Source organism: Streptomyces sp. NPDC043738, from assembly GCF_056436545.1.
On record NZ_JBWKCJ010000010.1, the window covers coordinates 96863 to 114139 of the forward strand.

A 17277-nucleotide genomic window follows, 5' to 3' on the forward strand; every position below is an offset into this window, starting at 1 on the left:
AAACCCACCACCCGAACCCCACCCCCCTCCCCCCCCCCCCCCCCCCCCCCCCCCCCCCCCCCCCCCCCCCCCCCCCCCCCCCCCCCCCCCCCCCCCCCCCGCCTCCGTCTTTGGGACCAGGAAACCGCCCGCAACCGACCGGAGATCATTCCTGCTGATAGCGTGCTCTTGCACATCGATTGCAACTACTGCACTGCTACTACTGCATGTACGCAGCTTGGAGGCGGGATCGGCATGGCGACCTACACACTTCCGGAACTCCCCTACGACTACTCGGCGCTGGCGCCGGTCATCAGCCCCGAGATCATCGAGCTGCACCACGACAAGCACCACGCGGCGTATGTGAAGGGCGCCAACGACACCCTCGAGCAGCTCGCCGAGGCGCGCGACAAGGACCAGTGGGGCAGCATCAACGGCCTGGAGAAGAACCTCGCGTTCCACCTCTCCGGCCACATCCTGCACAGCATCTACTGGCACAACATGACCGGCGACGGCGGCGGTGAGCCGCTGGAGAAGGACGGGGTGGGCGAGCTGGCCGACGCGATCGCCGAGTCCTTCGGCTCGTTCGCGAAGTTCAAGGCCCAGCTGACCAAGGCCTCGGCCACCACCCAGGGCTCCGGCTGGGGCGTGCTGGCCTACGAGCCGGTGACCGGCCGGCTGATCGTCGAGCAGATCTACGACCACCAGGGCAACGTCGGTCAGGGCTCGGTTCCGATCCTGGTCTTCGACGCCTGGGAGCACGCGTTCTACCTGCAGTACAAGAACCAGAAGGTGGACTTCATCGAGGCCATGTGGCAGGTCGTCAACTGGCAGGACGTGGCCAAGCGCTACACGGCCGCCAAGGAGCGCGCCCACAACCTGCTGCTGGCGCCGTAGCCGCCCAGGATGCGTCCCGCCTCGTGATCGTCTTCTCACCTTTCGCCGGGCGGGCGGAGTAACGGCGAGGCCCCACGAGTGGGGGCACCTCCCAGCGATAGCTGGGGGAGTGACTCGTGGGGCCTCGCCCATGCGCCGACGGCGCGGTCCGGACGTCAGCCGAAGACCGGCGGCTGGGTCCGCGTCCGCTTGATCTCGTAGAAGCCGGGGATCGACGCCACCATCAGCGTGCCGTCCCACAGCTTGGCGGCCTGCTCGCCCTTGGGGGCCGGGGTGACGACCGGGCCGAAGAAGGCGATCTGCTCGCCGTCGGATCCGGGGACCGCGATGACCGGGGTGCCGACCTCCTGGCCGACCAGGTCGATGCCCTCCTTGTGGGAGGCGCGCAGCTGTGTGTCGTAGGTGTCCTTGTCGGCGTACTCGATCAGGTCGGCGGGCAAGCCGGCGTCTTCGAGGGCGGCGGCGATGCTCTCGGGGTTCACACCGAGGCCCTCGTCGTGGAAGCGGGTGCCGAGCGCGGTGTAGAGCCGGCCCACGGCCTCGTCGCCGTGCAGCTGCTGGGCGGCGATCACCACCCGGACCGGGCCCCAGGCCTTGCCGCCCGGGCGCATGTTCGCGCGGTACTCCTCCGGCAGCGTGTCGAGTTTGTCCTCGTTGAGAACGGCCAGGCTCATCACATGCCAGCGCACCTCGACCGGGCGGACCTTCTCCACCTCCAGCATCCAGCGGGAGGTCAGCCAGGCCCAGGGGCACAGCGGGTCGAACCAGAAGTCTGCCGGGGTCTTCGCGGTTTCGGACAAGGGTCTCGTCTCCTCAGGCAAGCCGTGCTGGGTCTGTTCTCGGTCGTGCTGTCCGGTGGCAGGTTCAACCGTCGGGGGGCGTGCCATGATTCCCCGTGTTCGATATTCGAGACGAGGACGAGGGAGTCACGTCGTGCCAGGTGAGAATCTGTCCCGGGACGAGGCACGTGAGCGGGGTCGACTGCTGAGCGTCGACGCCTACGACGTGGCGCTCGACGTCCGCTCAGCGGTCGGGCAGGGGCAGGCCGCGGCCACGTTCCGGTCCCGTACGGCCATCCGCTTCCGCTGCGCCGAGCCGGGCGCGTCGACGTTCGCGGACCTGCTGGCGCCGTCGGTCACCTCCGTCACCCTCAACGGGCGGGAGCTGGACCCCGCGGCAGTCTTCGACGGCACCCGGATCGCGCTGGACGGCCTGGCCGCCGAGAACACCCTCGTCGTCGACGCGCAGTGCGCCTACAGCCGCACCGGCGAGGGGCTGCACCGCTTCGTCGACCCCGAGGACGGCGAGGTCTACCTCTACACCCAGTACGAGCCGGCCGACGCGCGCCGGGTGTTCGCCAACTTCGAACAGCCCGACCTGAAGGCCCCGTTCACCTTCGAGGTGACCGCTCCCGAGGGGTGGGTGGTGCTCAGCAACGGCGCCCAGGAGGGCGACGCCGAGGCCGGGACGCACCGGTTCGCGCGGACCCGGCCGATCTCCACGTACATCACGGCCGTCGTCGCCGGCCCGTACCACTACGTCACCGACAGCTACCGCCGCACCTTCGACGACGGCACCGAACTGGTCGTCCCGCTGGGCGCGCTGTGCCGCAAGGGGCTGGCCAAGCACTTCGACGCGGACGACGTCTTCACCGTCACCAAGCAGGGCCTGGACTTCTTCCACGAGCACTTCGACTTCCCCTACCCCTTCGGGAAGTACGACACCGCGTTCGTACCGGAGTACAACCTCGGTGCGATGGAGAACCCGGGGTGTGTCACCTTCCGCGAGGAGTTCGTCTTCCGCGGGAAGGTGACCGAGGCGTCCTACGAGCGCCGGGCCAACGTCATCCTGCACGAGATGGCGCACATGTGGTTCGGCGACCTGGTGACCATGCAGTGGTGGGACGACCTGTGGCTCAAGGAGTCCTACGCGGACTTCATGGGCGCCTTCGCGCAGGTGGAGGCGACCCGCTTCACAGGCGGCTGGATCACCTTCGCCAACCGCCGCAAGTCCTGGGCCTACCGCGCCGACCAGCTGCCCTCCACCCACCCGGTCACCGCCGACATCCGCGACCTGGAGGACGCCAAGCTCAACTTCGACGGCATCACCTACGCCAAGGGCGCCGCGGTGCTCAAGCAGCTGGTGGCGTACGTGGGCCAGGACGCGTTCCTGGAGGGCGCTCGGCGCTACTTCAAGCGCCACGCGTACGGCAACACCCGGCTGGCGGACCTGCTGGCGGTGCTGGAGGAGACGTCGGGCCGGGACATGGCGGCCTGGTCGCGGTCCTGGCTGGAGACCGCGGGCGTCAACTCACTGACCCCTCAGGTCACTTATGACGCACACGACCGGATCACCGAGCTGAGCATCCTGCAGGAGGCGGCCCCGGAGCACCCGGAGCTGCGGCCGCACCGGGTCGCGGTGGGCCTCTACCGCCGCCTGGACGCGGACTCGGCGCTGGTGCGCTACGCCCGCGCCGAGGTCGACGTCACCGGGCCGCGGACGGCCGTGCCGGAGCTGGCCGGCTCCGAGCGGCCCGAGCTGATCCTGGTCAACGACGAGGACCTGACGTACTGCAAGGTCCGGTTCGACGAGGGGTCGCTGGCCACGCTGCGGGCCCGCCTCGGCGACCTGCCCGACCCGATGGCGCGGGCGCTGTGCTGGGCGGCGCTGTGGGGCCTGACCCGCGACGGCCTGATGCCGACCCGCGACTACCTCAACCTGGTGCGGCGGTTCGCCGGCCAGGAGACCGACATCGGCGTACTGCAGTCGCTGCACGGGCAGGCCCAGACGGCGCTGGAGCACTACTGCGCGCCGGACCGCCGCGAGGCGGCCGCCCGCGAACTGGCCGAGGGCGCGCTGCACGAGCTGCGGCTGGCCGATCCGGGCAGCGACCACCAGCTGACCTGGGCCCGGCACTTCGCCGCGGTCGCCACCACCCCCGCCGACCTCCAGCTGCTCGAGGGCCTGCTGGACGGCACGGCGAAGATCGACGGCCTGGAGGTGGACCAGGAGCTGCGCTGGTCGTTCCTGGAGCCGCTGGCCGCGCACGGCCTCGCGGACGAGGACGTGATCGCCGCGGAGCTGGCCCGGGACGACACCGCCTCCGGCAAGCGCCACCAGGTGCGCTGCCTGGCGGCCCGCCCGTCGGCGGAGGTCAAGGCGCAGGCGTGGGCGGACGTGGTGGAGTCCGACGCGCTGTCCAACGCCCTGGTGGAGGCGACCATCGCCGGTTTCGCGCAGCCCGGGCAGCGGGAGTTGCTGACGTCGTACGCCCCGCGCTATTTCGCGGCGATCGAGCGGGTGTGGCGGGAGCGGTCCATCGAGATCGCGATGGACGTGGTGCGCGGGCTGTTCCCGGCGTGGCTGGTGGAGCGCGCCACCCTGGAGGCCGCGGACGGCTGGCTGGCCGCGCACGCCCAGGCGGCGCCCGCGCTGCGCCGGCTGGTGCTGGAGGAGCGGGACGACCTCGCCCGGGCGCTGCGCGCACAGGCTTGTGACGAGGCGGCCGGGCCCAGGCCGTAACCCCGGCTGCCACCAGCCCTTTTCGGCAGTCGAACGCCCGTACTTTAGCCCAGGATTGTCCGGTTTGAGGTACGGGCGTGTAACAGCGGTTAGGGGGCGGAGCGGGTGCGGGAATCTCGCGGTCATGAACCACGACACCCCGCTCTCCCCCCTCCCCCTCCAGCACCTCTCCGGGCTCCGCAGCCGGGTGCTGACCACCCGTCAGCTGCGTGAGCACGGCGTCCCGGCGGCGGAGCTGACCGAGCGCTGCCGCCCCGGCGGCTGCTGGCAGCAGGTCCTGCCGGGCGTCTACCTGCTCCACCCGGGGCCGCCCACCAGCGAGGAGCGGCTGCAGGCGGTGCTGCTGTACGCCAGCCACCGGGGGCCGTCCGTGCCCCGCCAGCCCGGCGGGTCCGGCGACGCCCCCGAAGCGATGATCACCGGTCTGGCGGCGCTCGCCCTGCACGGCTTCTCCGAGGCTCCCCCGCTGCTCGTGCTGGACCGCATCGAGGTGCTGGTCGCCCGCACCCGGCGGCTGCGCTCGACCGGTTTCGCGCAGGTCGTCCGGGCCGTGGACCTGCCGGTACCGCAGCAGGTCACCGGCGTGCCCACCGCGCCGGTGCCCCGCGCGCTGGCCGACGCGGTCGCCGGGCTCAACGACGCCGCGGCGGTGCGCCGGCTGCTGACCGAGGCGGTGCGCGGCGGCCACAGCGAGGCGAGCGCGGTGGTACGGGAGCTGAGCCGGGCGCGGCTGCTGACCCGGCCGCACGTGGTGGACGCGGTCGACGCCCTGCTCGCCGAGGGCCGGGCGCTGGCCGAGCAGCGGCTGTACGCCATGGTGCGCGAGCACGGCCTGTCCGAGCCGCTGTGGAACGTCGATCTGCGGCTGCCGGGCGGGCCGCACCTGGGCGGCGTGGACGCCTACTGGCCGGAGCACGCGGTGGCCCTGGAGATCGACACCCGTGCACCGCGCCCCGAGGAGGACCCGCTGCACTCGGCCTTCGACCACAAGCGCGAGCATCTGGAGCGGCTGGGCATCACCGTCGTCCGCTGCCTGCCGCGCACCCTGCGCGAGGCCCCCGCGGAACAGGCCGCGGTGGTCCGTACCGCCCTGATGGCGGCGCCGGAACGGGAGCCGAGCGCCTATGTGGTGGCGCTGCCGCGCTGAGAGCCCGGCTCCGTCCCCGCCTCCGGCTCCGTTCCCGTCCGTCAGCGCCGCTTGAGCAGCAGCTCGACGTTGCGGTCCCGGGCCGTGCCCACCAGGTCCGTACGGGCCGCGGGCGCGTTGAAGGACAGCTCGCGGTAGAGGGCGGCCAGCCCGGTCTGCGAGAGGTCGGTGAAGTCCGTGCGGTGCGGGGCGGCCGACTCCACCAGCGTGGTGATCAGCGACAGCGTCCCGTCGTGGTTGTCCACCAGCTCGACGACCCGGGCCAGCTGCGGGAAGTCGATGTGCGAAGCGGTGGAGACCTCCCAGAAGGTGCCGTGCGCGGTGATGTCGTTCTTGTGGCTGTGGCCGTTGATCCAGCCGACGACCGAGGGATGGGCGGCCAGCAGCTCGACCAGCTCCGCGCCGCCGTACCGCTTCTCGTGCGGCCGGGCCGGGTCGGGCCGGGTGTTGTTCATGGTCTTGCTGGTGTGGTGGCTGAAGACCAGCACATGCGCCTTCTCGCCCCGCTCGTTCTGCTTCAGCGTCCGCTCCAGCCAGCGCAGTTGGGCCTCGCCGACCGAGCCGGTGTAGTGGCCGCCGGGGTCGGTGGTGTCCAGGCTGATGCCGAGGACGTCGTCGGAGACGCGGAAGGTGTAGTAGAGGCGGCCGGAGTCCAGGTGCGCCGCGGTGTAGCCGTGGCCGTGCGGGCCGGGGCCGGTGTGCGCCGGGTCGAGGTGGGCGCGCAGGTACTCGGCGCGGGTGAAGGGCGCGCGGCGCGGGTCGGGGGTGACGTTCCGGGCCTGCCGGGCGTGGCTCTTCAGCAGCCGCTTGAAGTCCTCGCCCTTGGGGTCGAGGCCGTTCTTGACCGCCTTCCACACCTTGGCGGCCTCGGCGGCGGGCAGCGTCTCCAGCTTGCGGCCCCCGGTGGCGACCTCGGTCCAGAACGGATCACCGGGCGCGTAGCACCCGCCGGGCAGCGAGTCGTGGTTGCCGACCGTGGAGTACCAAGGAAGCCGCAGCCCGGGGCTGTGGACCGTGCGGATGGCTGCGTCCAGGAACCCGTGCAGCCGCGGGAAGCCCAGCTGCTTGTCGGCGTCGCGCAGTGCGCTGTCCGGCTGCCAGTACAGCTTCAGCCCGCTGTCCTGGACGCCTTCGTAGCGGCGCGGGTCGCCGGAGTTGGGGGTGATCCGGCCGCCGCTCATCGCGGTCAGGAACCACGCCAGCTCCAGCTTGGAGTTGTTGTCGGTGTTGTCGCCGGTGGTCATCACGAAGGACAGCGGGGCGCCGGTGGCGGGCCCGCCGGGCAGCGCGTTGACCCGCTCGATCAGCGAGACCACGCCGGCGACGGACAGCGCCTCCTGCGGCCGCCAGGCGCTCGCGGTCTCGGCGCGCAGGTACTCGTAGCGCAGCGGGCTCTGCACATCGACCAGGTGCAGGTCGGTGAACTGCACGAACGACGCCAGCGCGGTGCGCCGCCGCTCGCGCCCGCCGTGGGCGGCGGCCAGCTCGGCGCGCACGACCCGGTCCCAGCCGGGGCCGTCGGCGAGCCGGCGGTAGCCCCCGCTGCCGCGCGGGGCGGCGGCGGAGCCGAGGGTGGTGCCCCTGGCGTAGGGCACCCGGGGGACGGCGGGGGCGTCGACGGCGACGGGCGCGGCCGGGGCCGGGCCGGGGGCGGCGGTGGCGGCCTGCGCCGCCCGGTCGGGGCCGACGCCGAAGGCGAGCCCGAGCCCGGTGGCGGCGCCGACGGCTCCGGTGGCGGCGAGGAACGTACGGCGGTCGAAAGTGGCGGCGGACCGTATACGGGACATACGCGAGGCTCCCCGAGTGCGAACGCAAAGGCGGCCGGGACCAGTGGTGGCGGGAGTGGGACCGCTCGTCGCCCTCCAGCACAACTGCCCTGTCACCAGGGATGGTTGGCATCCGGAGTGACCTGCGCGTGAACGCCACCGCAACGCGGGGAACCCATCACCGCACAGGGATCTGCCGGCCACCGGCCCGCCACACGGCCCTGCCCGGGGGTGCGACCGGCGGTCACCGTGCGTTCACTCCGCGGGGTATCAGGAGGGCCACACCCCGACCCGGCGAACGCGCTCCACTACGACCCGAGTACGCTGCGTGTCCACCCGGTCCCTCGACCCTCCACAGACTGGAATGGATTGGACAAGGCGACGGGTGTCACACACATGATGGAGGCACTACTGAGCAGGTGTTCTGGAGCAGTCACCGAAGCCAGGCCAGAAAGAAGGAGTCCCATGAGGGTCGGAATCGTCGGAGCCACCGGACAGGTCGGCGGCGTGATGCGGGGCATTCTCGCCGAGCGGAACTTCCCGGTCGAGCAGCTGCGGCTGTTCGCTTCGGCCCGGTCCGCCGGACGCACCCTGCCGTGGCAGGACACCGAGATCACGATCGAGGACGCGGCCACCGCCGACTACTCCGGGCTCGACATCGTCCTGTTCTCGGCCGGCGGCGCGACGTCCAAGGCGCTGGCGGAGAAGGTCGCCGCCGCGGGCCCCGTCGTGATCGACAACTCCTCGGCCTGGCGCCGCGACCCCCAGGTGCCGCTGGTCGTCTCCGAGGTCAACCCGCAGGCGATCACGGACCGCCCCAAGGGCATCATCGCCAACCCGAACTGCACGACCATGGCCGCGATGCCGGTGCTGCGCCCGCTGCACGACGAGGCCGGCCTGGTCTCGCTGGTCGTCGCCACCTACCAGGCGGTCTCCGGCAGCGGTCTGGCCGGTGTCGAGGAGCTGGACGGCCAGGTCCGCAAGGCGGTCGAGCAGGACGCCACCAAGCTGACGCACGACGGCTCGGCCGTGGAGTTCCCCGCGCCGGACAAGTACGTCCGCCCGATCGCCTTCAACGTCCTGCCGATGGCCGGCTCGATCGTCGACGACGGTCTGAACGAGACCGACGAGGAGCAGAAGCTCCGCCACGAGAGCCGCAAGATCCTGGAGATCCCGGAGCTGAAGGTGTCCGGCACCTGCGTCCGCGTCCCGGTCTTCAGCGGCCACTCGCTGCAGGTCAACGCCCGCTTCGCGCGTCCGATCAGCCCGGCACGCGCCCAGGAGGTGCTGGCCGGCGCCCCCGGCGTCGCCCTCTCCGACGTGCCCACCCCGCTCCAGGCCGCCGGCCAGGACGCGTCCTTCGTGGGCCGGATCCGCCGGGACGAGACCGTCGACAACGGCCTGGCGCTGTTCCTGTCCAACGACAACCTCCGCAAGGGCGCGGCGCTGAACGCCGTCCAGATCGCGGAGCTGGTCGCCGCGGAGCTGCGCGGCTGACCGCACCCGAGCACACCGAGTGCCCGTACGGACCCCTGTCCCGTGCGGGCACTCGCGCGTTCGGCGGCGGGCGGCTCAGCCGGCCCGCCGGACCTCGAACTGGAAGCAGCCGTACTCGACGGCGCGTACGTGCACCAGCGCCACCTCCGGGTCGGCGAAGGCCTCGGCGAAGGCCGCGTCGAACCCGGCCCCGGCGTCCTGGGGGATCTCCAGGAGCCGCCCGCCGACGATCTGCCCCCGGGCGTCGTAGCGGCGCAGGGTCCGCAGCGCTCCGGGCCGTGCGAAGGGGTAGCCGGCGGTGTCCCCGTCCGGCCCGGCGCACTCCTCGGCGTGGATGAACACCGGCCCCTGTTCGTCGTACGCGCCGGGAGCGGCTCCCGTCCGGGCCGCCCAGCGGCGCAGCGGCGCATAGGACACCAGCGCGACCCGCTCGCCGGCCCGGATCTCCCGAAGGCAGCAGCGCAGCGGGCTGCCGACGGAGTCCACCGGTACGCCGTCCTCGCGGGCGAGGTACGGCTCGAGGGGCCGCCCGGCGTCGTCGGCGACGCGGAGTTCCTTCAGCGCGGTGGCGGGGATGGGGTGCGGGGTGTAGGTCGTCATGCGTCCAGCGTCGTCCGCGTGGGCGGCGATTACCGGCGGCTTTCGGACGCCGCGTTCGTGGCGGGCCGTTCCCCGGCCCCGGCGCTCGCGCCTGCCACTCACCCTACTCACGGGTCACAGCGCCGGCCGCGTGGAAGGATGGCCGAAGAGTCCGATGCGACAACCGATGCGAAGGAGATGACCGGGTGCCTGGCACGAATCTGACCCGCGACGAGGCGCAGGCGCGGGCGCGGCTGCTGACCGTGGACGCGTACGAGATCGATCTCGACCTGTCCGGTGCGCAGGAAGGCGGCACGTACCGGTCCGCGACGACGGTGCGGTTCGATGTCGCGGAGGCGGGCGCCGACTCCTTCATCGACCTGGTGGCGCCGGCCGTGCGCGAGGTGGTGCTCAACGGCGCCGCGCTGGATCCGGACGAGGTGTTCAAGGACTCGCGGATCGCGCTGCGCGGGCTGCCGGCCGGCCGCAACGAGCTGACGGTCGTCGCGGACTGCGCCTACACCAACACCGGCGAGGGTCTGCACCGTTTCGTGGATCCGGTGGACCAGCAGGCCTACCTCTACACGCAGTTCGAGGTGCCGGACGCGCGGCGGGTGTTCGCCTCGTTCGAGCAGCCGGACCTGAAGGCGACGTTCCAGTTCACCGTGAACGCCCCGGAGGGCTGGACGGTGATCTCCAACTCCCCGACGCCGGAGCCGAGCGGGACCGTCTGGCGCTTCGAGCCGACGCCGCGGATCTCGACGTATGTCACCGCGCTGATCGTCGGCCCGTACCACAGCGTGCACAGCTCCTATGAGAAGGACGGGCAGTCGGTGCCGCTGGGCATCTACTGCCGGCCGTCGCTGGCCGAGCACCTGGACGCGGACGCGATCTTCGAGGTCACCCGGCAGGGCTTCGACTGGTTCCAGGAGAAGTTCGACTACGCCTACCCGTTCGCGAAGTACGACCAGCTCTTCGTGCCGGAGTTCAACGCCGGTGCGATGGAGAACGCGGGCGCGGTCACCATCCGCGACCAGTACGTCTTCCGGTCGAAGGTGACGGACGCGGCGTACGAGGTGCGGGCGGAGACGATCCTGCACGAGCTGGCGCACATGTGGTTCGGCGACCTGGTCACCATGGAGTGGTGGAACGACCTGTGGCTGAACGAGTCGTTCGCCACGTACACCTCCATCGCCTGCCAGGCCTACGCGCCCGGCAGCAAGTGGCCGCACTCGTGGACGACGTTCGCCAACTCCATGAAGACCTGGGCCTACCGGCAGGACCAGCTGCCGTCCACGCACCCGATCATGGCCGAGATCCGCGATCTCGACGATGTGCTGGTGAACTTCGACGGCATCACCTACGCCAAGGGCGCCAGCGTCCTCAAGCAGCTGGTCGCCTACGTCGGCATGGAGGAGTTCTTCAAGGGCGTGCAGGCCTATTTCAAGGCGCACGCCTACGGCAACACCCGGCTGAGCGATCTGCTGGGCGCGCTGGAGGAGACCAGCGGGCGCGATCTGAAGACCTGGTCCAGGAAGTGGCTGGAGACGGCCGGGATCAACATCCTCCGGCCGGAGATCGAGGTCGACGCGGACGGCGTGATCACCTCGTTCGCGGTCCGGCAGGAGGCTCCGGCGCTGCCCGCCGGCGCGAAGGGCGAGCCGGTGCTGCGGCCGCACCGGATCGCGATCGGCTCCTACGAGCTGCAGGACGGCAAGCTGGTGCGCACCGGGCGGATCGAGCTGGACGTCGACGGTGCGCGGACCGCCGTGCCGCAGCTGGTGGGCACGCGGCGGCCGGCCGTCGTCCTGCTCAACGACGACGACCTGTCGTATGCGAAGGTCCGGCTGGACGAGGAGTCGCTGAAGGTCGTCACCGAGCACCTCGGGGACTTCACCGAGTCGCTGCCGCGTGCGCTGTCGTGGGCGTCGGCCTGGGACATGACGCGGGACGCCGAACTGGCCACCCGTGACTACCTGTCGCTGGTGCTGTCGGGCATCGGCAAGGAGTCGGACATCGGTGTCGTGCAGTCGCTGCACCGCCAGGTGAAGCTGGCGCTGGACCTGTACGCGGCGCCGAAGTGGCGCGAGCAGGGGCTGGCGGTCTGGACCGACGCGGCCCTCGCGCACCTGCGGGCGGCCGAGCCGGGCAGCGACCACCAGCTGGCCTGGGCCAGGGCGTTCGCCGCCGCGGCCCGTACCGACGAGCAACTCGACCTGCTCCAGGGGCTGTTGGACGGCACGGCGGAGATCTCCGGGCTGGCGGTGGACACCGAGCTGCGCTGGTCGTTGCTGCAGCGGCTGGCGGCCACCGGCCGGGCGGACGAGCAGGCCATCGCGGCGGAGCTGGAGCGGGACAAGACCTCGGCGGGCGAGCGGCACGCGGCGACGGCCCGCTCGGCCCGTCCGACCGAGGAGGCCAAGGCCGGGGCCTGGGCCTCGGTCGTGGAGTCCGACAAGCTCCCCAACGCCGTGCAGGAGGCCGTCATCGGCGGCTTCGTGCAGACCGACCAGCGGGAGCTGCTGGCGCCGTACACCGCGAAGTACTTCGACGCGGTGAAGTCCGTCTGGGACTCCCGCAGCCACGAGATGGCCCAGCAGATCGCGGTGGGCCTCTACCCGGCGCTGCAGGTCTCCCCCGAGACCCTGGACGCCACCGACGCCTGGCTGGCCTCGGCCGAACCGAGCGCGGCACTGCGCCGCCTGGTCACCGAGTCGCGAGCGGGTATCGAGCGGGCGCTGAAGGCGCAGGCGGCGGACGCGGCGGCGTAGGGCCGGTCCGCGAAGTCGCCGGCCACCGCGGAAGTGTGGTGCCGCCCGGCGGACGGGCGCCAGATGCGTTGCCGTCCGCCGGGCGATGGGGTCTCCCCCGGCTCCTCGAAGGGCGCGGGGGAAGTGCGCGCCGGGCCCCGCCCCCTCCTACCGGGGCCCGGTGGCGAACAGGGGGCGGCTCAGCCGCTGAGCTCGTCGAAGCGGCGGACCAGGTCGGCGCGGCCGGTTTCGGTGAGGTCGCCGTGCAGCCGCATGCGGGCGAGGCCGCCGTCGGGGAAGACGTCCAGCCGTACGTGGGTGGCCCTCACCCGGCGCGGCAGCGCGAAGCGGTGCGGGGTGTCGGGCTGCAGCTTCGTGCGCGGCAGGATCTCGAACCACGCGGCGTCGTCGGCCGGGTCGCCCACGGCCGCGTCACAGCCGTACAGGGCGGCCCAGCCCGCGGAGTTGCCCTTGAGGTAGGCGGTGTCGATCTCGACGGCGCGGATCTCGCCCTGGGCCGCGAGGCGGAAGCGCACCCAGTCGTGGGTGCCCTTGACCCGGCGGCGGCGGTTCTCCCAGCCGTCGTCCATCTTGCGGGACAGATCGGGCTGGATGATCTGGGTGGGCGAGGAGTAGAAGCGGTCGGAGGCGTCCTCGACGGTGCCGCCGTGCATGACGGAGGCCAGGTCGAGGGTGCCGAGCACATCGAGCCACTCCGGGTCCGGCACGACCTCGCCGTGGACCCGGAGGCGGGCTATACCGCCGTCGGGGTGCTGCTTGAGGCGCAGGTGCGTGAAGCGGCGCTCGACGGTGACCTCGAAGCCGTTGGCGGCGTGACCGCGGACGGGCGTGCGCGGTACCAGCTCCTCCCACTTCACGTCGTCGGCGAGCAGCTCCTCGGGGCTGGGGCTGCCGGGCAGCGACGTCGCCTCGACGGTGACCTGCTGGGGGTAGTTGCCCCGGAAGTGGGCGGTGTCGACGATGACGCCGCGGATCACGCCGGGGGCGGCGAGGCGGATCAGCGCCCAGTCGTGCTCGTCGTCGGTCGGGAAGGGGTTCTCGCCGTCGGCGCCGCGGCGGCGCCGGGTCTCCCAGCCGTCCATGATCTTGCCCTTGTGGCCGAAGTGCTCGGGGTCGAAGACCGCCGGAGTCGGCTTCAGCAGATTCTCGCGCTCGGCGAAGAACTCGTCGTTCGCGGCGATCACACCGGCGCCGAAGCGGCGGTCGGCGAGATCGACGAGCGAGGTGAAGGGGAAGTCCCCGCCGCGGTAGTCGGCGTAGGGGTCTCCGCCGCCGTACGGGTTGGCGTCGTTGGCGTGCGGGTCGGTGGGGTCGGCCGGGGTGTTGGTCATCGTTGCCCTTCGATGTGCCGGGTGGTGCGGACCGGTCCACCGTCGCAGCGGACCACCCCACAGGTCCATCGAAAGTTTTTGAGGAATATGTTCAGCAGGGCTGAATGGTGGGAGAGGAGTGGTCCGCCCGTTCAGCCGCCGGTGTGGTAGCCCTCGCGGGGTGCCTGGGCGATGGCCGCCTGGCGGAGCGCGGCCAGCACGCGGGCCAGCCCCGGCGCCCCTTCGGAGCCGCGCCGGACGGCCGCGACCACATGGCGCCGCGGCTGGTCCCCGGACAGCACCCGCAACGCGACCCGGGCGCGGCCCTCCCGTCCGCCCGGCTCCCCGCCCCCGAAGGCGCCGATACCGCCCGCCATCGCCATCCGGGGCACCAGCGCCACCCCCATGCCCGCCGCGACCATCGCCCAGATCGCGCTCCAGTCGGCGGCGGCGTGCGCCTGCTCGGGCACGAACCCGGCGTTCTCGCAGGCGGCGGTGGTGATCTGCGACCAGGGCCCACTGCTGCCGAAGATCCAGGGCTCGCCCGCCAGGTCGGCCAGCCGCAGTCCGGGCTCGGAGGCCAGCGGATGACCGGCCGGCAGCGCCACGTCCAGCGGGTCGGCGAGCAGCGCGACCCGGCTGAACTTCGGGTCGCGCGGGGTGGGGGCGTGCGCGGCCAGCGACAGCGCCAGGTCGACGCTGCCCTCCGCCAGCAGCTCGTAGGCGGCCTCCGCCTCCGCCTCCCGTACGGCGACGGACAGGCCCGGGTGGGTGCGGCGCAGCTCCTGGACGGCGGGGACCACCAGCGCGGGGATGGCCGTGGAGAACGCGCCGAGGCGCACCTGGCCGGCCTCGCCCTGGAGGTAGCCCAGCAGCTCCGCGTCCGCGCGCTCCAGTTGCGCGAAGACCGCCTCGGCGTGCCGCAGCACCAGCTGCGCGGCGTCGGTCAGCCGCACCCGCCGGCCCTGGGCCTCCAGCAGCGTCACCCCGAGCGACTTGGCCAGCCCGGTCAGCTGCTGCGAGACCGCCGAGGGCGTCATGTGCAGCGCCTCGGCGGTCGCGGTGACCGTGCCCAGCTCTTGAAGGGTGCGCAGGATACGCAGCTTTTTGATGTCCCAGTCGGCCATGCGGGCAGCGTACGCACCCGGCGCGGCGCTCACCGCCGGGCGCCCGCCGCCCCCAGGGCGACACCGGCCACGATCAGCGCCATGCACAGCAGTTGCACGGGCCCGACGGGCTCCCCCAGGACGGCCGTCGAGAGCAGCGCCACGCACACCGGCTGGAGGTAGTAGACGACCCCGACGCGGGCGGCGCCGACCAGGGCGATCGCCTTGTTCCAGGTGAAGTAGGCGACGGCGGAGGACAGCAGGCCTATGTAGAGCAGCGGCCCGACCGTCGCGGCGCCGGGGGTGAAGCCGCCCTCGACGGCGAGGCTCACGCCGTAGGCGGGCGCCAGCATGGCCGCGCCCAGCGCGAAGGTCATGAACAGGAAGGCGCGCCCGCCGATCTCCGGGGGGCGGCGGCGCAGCAGGGCGCTGTAGCCGGCGAACGTGGCGGTCGCGGCGAGCATCCACAGGTCGCCGGCGGTGAAGTCGAGTTGCCACAGGGCGGCCGGTGAGCCCTTGCCGACCAGGGTGACGACGCCGAGCAGCGCGATCAGCATGCCGGCCGCCCGGCGCGCGCCGAGCCGCTCGCGGGGCCCGCCGCGCCGCCCGCCGACGAGGTCGAAGAGGGCGATCATCATCGGCGAGGCGGCCGCGATCATGGCCATGTTGGTGGCCGAAGTGGAGCGCCCGGCTTGGTAGATGAGGGTGTTGAAGCAGGTGACGCCCAACAGGGCGGCCAGCGTCAGGAATCCGAGGTGCCGGCGGATCGCCGGCCACTGGCGGCGGACCTGCGTGAGGGCGAGCGGTGCGACCGCGAGCAGCGCGATGATCCAGCGCCAGAAGGCGGTCTGGACGGGCGGGACGGTGTCGTGCAGGGCCCGGGCGATGACGAAGTTGCCGGACCAGACCACGGTCGCCGCCAGGGCGAGGGCCAGGCCCGCCCCCGCTCGCGACGTCGCCCCCGCCCTTGGCTCCTCCCCCGCCCGCGCGGGAGTGCTCCCGCCCTGCGCGGAGGGTGTGCGGTGCCTACGGACGCGCTCCAGGACTGCCACGGCTTCCTCTCCTCGGTGGTGGTGAGCCTCCACCGTGGCAGCCCCGAACCCATCAGGTCCATCGAATAATTTCGATCGAACCTTTTAGGCAAACTGAAAGGTGATGTGCGGCCGGTGGCCGCCTTACCCGCGGGCCTGCCGACGGGCGAGGATCGCCGCCTGCCGCTCGTCGAACTTCCGGGCCTGGCTGTCCAGGCCGTTCATGTACAGCCCCAGCTCCTCCTGCGCCGCCAGGCCGGCGGCACCCAGACCGCCGATCTCCAGCACCTTCAGATAGCGCAGCACCGGCTGCAGCACGTCGTCGTGGTGGATGCGCAGGTTGTAGATCCCGCCGATGGCCATCCGGGCGGCGGCGCGCTCGAAGCCGGGCATGCCGTGGCCGGGCATCCGGAAGCCGGTGACCACGTCGCGTACGGCGCACATGGTCTGGTCGGGGGCCAGCTCGAACGCCGCGCCCAGGAGGTTGCGGTAGAAGAGCATGTGGAGGTTCTCGTCCGCGGCGATCCGGGCGAGCATCCGGTCGCAGACCGGGTCACCGGAGTGGTGGCCGGTGTTGCGGTGCGAGATGCGGGTGGCCAGCTCCTGGAAGGCGACGTAGGCCACCGAGTGCAGCATGCTGTGCGAGTTGTCGGACTCGAAGCCCTCCGACATGTGGGCCATGCGGAACCGCTCCAGCTCGTCGGGGTCGACGGCCCGGCTGGTGAGGAGGTAGTCGCGCATCACGATGCCGTGCCGGCCCTCCTCGGCGGTCCAGCGGTGCACCCAGGTGCCCCAGGCGCCGTCGCGCCCGAAGAGGGTGGCGATCTCGTGGTGGTAGCTGGGGAGGTTGTCCTCGGTGAGGAGGTTGACCACCAACGCGATCCGGCCGATCTCGGTGACCTTGGACTGCTCGGGAGCCCAGGCCTCGCCACCCTCCAGCACCCCGGGGAAGTTCCGGCCGTCGCTCCAGGGGACGTACTGGTGGGGCATCCACTCCTTGGCGACCTTCTCGTGCCGGTTGAGTTCCTTCTCGACGACCTCTTCGAGTGCGTAGAGCAGCTGGGCGTCGCTCCAGGCGGCCTGGCCGCGCTCTCCGTTATGGCGGGCGGGGGCGATGGTCACGGGGGAACTCCAGGGGGACGATGACCTACGGGGCCGTAGGTTTGACCTACGGCTGCGTAGGTTACGTCATCGTAGGTTAGGGCCGGTTAAACGCCGGCCCCTCGCAAACCGGCCGAAAATCGCTCGATAGCCGCCTCGCAACCCCTTTTTCACCTGCGGAAATATCCGGGTACGACAAAGGGCGCCCCTCGGTTCTTGTCACCGATGGGCGCCCTTGAGGCGTCGCTGGTACCCGTGCCGGCCGCAGCGGCGGCCGTCGGGCGAGCAGGTCCTAGGACTTGGCCTGCTTGCGGGACTTGTCACTCACCATGACCAGTCCGGCGATGATCAGGAAGATCACGATGGGGGCTACGACATAGAGGCCGAGCGTCTCGATCACGCTCAGGCCCGGACCCGGGTCGTCACCGTCGTCGCGGGCGAGCGCAAACGCGGGGGACGACATCAGCAGCAGCAGCGCGGTGCCGGCGGTGATGGTTCCGGCGCGCAGGACATTCTTATTGACCTTGTTGCTCACGAAGTCAACGTATCGGACGCCCCGCCGCCCCGCGCG

The 17277-nt window shown here is 71.9% G+C and carries 13 protein-coding genes; 5 read left to right on the forward strand and 8 right to left on the reverse strand.

Features of this window, described 5'->3' with window-relative positions:
• Positions 1–234 precede the first annotated feature (234 nt).
• A complete protein-coding gene (locus AC0680_RS15970) occupies positions 235–876 on the forward strand; it encodes a superoxide dismutase (RefSeq protein ID WP_384431233.1) in 642 nt (213 codons plus the stop codon).
• A 155-nt stretch (positions 877–1031) separates the two neighbouring features.
• Here the strand turns inward: AC0680_RS15970 and AC0680_RS15975 are convergent, their stop codons facing one another.
• Entirely contained in the window at positions 1032–1676 is a 645-nt protein-coding gene (locus AC0680_RS15975) for a mycothiol-dependent nitroreductase Rv2466c family protein (protein ID WP_478628736.1), read from the reverse strand.
• Between the two features lie 133 nt (positions 1677–1809).
• Between AC0680_RS15975 and pepN (AC0680_RS15980) the strand changes: the two genes are divergently transcribed.
• Positions 1810–4398 (forward strand): aminopeptidase N, encoded by a 2589-nt coding sequence (pepN, locus tag AC0680_RS15980; protein ID WP_478628739.1) that lies wholly within the window; start codon positions 1810–1812, stop codon positions 4396–4398.
• A gap of 124 nt (positions 4399–4522) precedes the next feature.
• Complete coding sequence (locus AC0680_RS15985) at positions 4523–5545, forward strand: hypothetical protein (protein ID WP_478628741.1); 1023 nt, start codon at positions 4523–4525, stop codon at positions 5543–5545.
• 41 nt (positions 5546–5586) lie between these two features.
• On the opposite strand, the gene AC0680_RS15990 is transcribed toward AC0680_RS15985, so the two are convergent.
• Positions 5587–7332 carry a TIGR03767 family metallophosphoesterase gene (locus tag AC0680_RS15990; protein WP_478628743.1) on the reverse strand — a complete coding sequence of 582 codons (1746 nt, stop codon included), beginning with the start codon at positions 7330–7332 and terminating at the stop codon, positions 5587–5589.
• Positions 7333–7776: 444 nt separating this feature from the next.
• Between AC0680_RS15990 and AC0680_RS15995 the strand changes: the two genes are divergently transcribed.
• Positions 7777–8808, forward strand: a complete 1032-nt coding sequence (locus tag AC0680_RS15995) for an aspartate-semialdehyde dehydrogenase (protein WP_478628746.1) — start codon at positions 7777–7779, stop codon at positions 8806–8808.
• A 75-nt stretch (positions 8809–8883) separates the two neighbouring features.
• Here AC0680_RS15995 and AC0680_RS16000 read toward each other — a convergent pair whose 3' ends face one another.
• Positions 8884–9408 (reverse strand): DUF1203 domain-containing protein, encoded by a 525-nt coding sequence (locus tag AC0680_RS16000; protein ID WP_478628749.1) that lies wholly within the window; start codon positions 9406–9408, stop codon positions 8884–8886.
• A 185-nt stretch (positions 9409–9593) separates the two neighbouring features.
• On the opposite strand from AC0680_RS16000, the gene pepN (AC0680_RS16005) reads away from it, so the two are divergent.
• Positions 9594–12158: an aminopeptidase N gene (pepN, locus tag AC0680_RS16005; protein WP_478628752.1), complete on the forward strand. Its 2565-nt coding sequence runs from the start codon at positions 9594–9596 to the stop codon at positions 12156–12158.
• A 179-nt stretch (positions 12159–12337) separates the two neighbouring features.
• Here pepN (AC0680_RS16005) and alc read toward each other — a convergent pair whose 3' ends face one another.
• The 5 genes from alc to AC0680_RS16030 all read right to left on the reverse strand — a co-directional run bounded on the left by alc (position 12338) and on the right by AC0680_RS16030 (position 17241).
• Positions 12338–13489 carry an allantoicase gene (alc, locus tag AC0680_RS16010; protein WP_478628753.1) on the reverse strand — a complete coding sequence of 384 codons (1152 nt, stop codon included), beginning with the start codon at positions 13487–13489 and terminating at the stop codon, positions 12338–12340.
• 131 nt (positions 13490–13620) lie between these two features.
• Complete coding sequence (locus AC0680_RS16015; RefSeq protein WP_478628756.1) at positions 13621–14595, reverse strand: LysR family transcriptional regulator; 975 nt, start codon at positions 14593–14595, stop codon at positions 13621–13623.
• A 29-nt stretch (positions 14596–14624) separates the two neighbouring features.
• On the reverse strand, positions 14625–15626 hold the full coding sequence (locus AC0680_RS16020; RefSeq protein ID WP_478628758.1) for a DMT family transporter: 1002 nt from the start codon (positions 15624–15626) through the stop codon (positions 14625–14627).
• Positions 15627–15749: 123 nt separating this feature from the next.
• Positions 15750–16727 carry an acyl-ACP desaturase gene (locus tag AC0680_RS16025; RefSeq protein ID WP_478628761.1) on the reverse strand — a complete coding sequence of 326 codons (978 nt, stop codon included), beginning with the start codon at positions 16725–16727 and terminating at the stop codon, positions 15750–15752.
• 271 nt (positions 16728–16998) lie between these two features.
• The gene (locus AC0680_RS16030; RefSeq protein ID WP_384431200.1) at positions 16999–17241 is read right to left on the reverse strand and encodes a hypothetical protein; all 243 of its coding nucleotides are present in this window, start codon (positions 17239–17241) and stop codon (positions 16999–17001) included.
• Positions 17242–17277: the final 36 nt, after the last annotated feature.

What these genes read in the sequence shown, in the direction of transcription:
- AC0680_RS15970 (WP_384431233.1), top strand. Translation starts at nt 235, where the DNA reads ATGGCGACCTACACACTTCCGGAACTCCCCTACGACTACTCGGCGCTG.
- AC0680_RS15985 (WP_478628741.1), top strand. Translation starts at nt 4,523, where the DNA reads ATGAACCACGACACCCCGCTCTCCCCCCTCCCCCTCCAGCACCTCTCC.
- AC0680_RS15990 (WP_478628743.1), bottom strand. Translation starts at nt 7,332, where the DNA reads ATGTCCCGTATACGGTCCGCCGCCACTTTCGACCGCCGTACGTTCCTC.
- AC0680_RS15995 (WP_478628746.1), top strand. Translation starts at nt 7,777, where the DNA reads ATGAGGGTCGGAATCGTCGGAGCCACCGGACAGGTCGGCGGCGTGATG.
- AC0680_RS16000 (WP_478628749.1), bottom strand. Translation starts at nt 9,408, where the DNA reads ATGACGACCTACACCCCGCACCCCATCCCCGCCACCGCGCTGAAGGAA.
- alc (WP_478628753.1), bottom strand. Translation starts at nt 13,489, where the DNA reads ATGACCAACACCCCGGCCGACCCCACCGACCCGCACGCCAACGACGCC.
- AC0680_RS16015 (WP_478628756.1), bottom strand. Translation starts at nt 14,595, where the DNA reads ATGGCCGACTGGGACATCAAAAAGCTGCGTATCCTGCGCACCCTTCAA.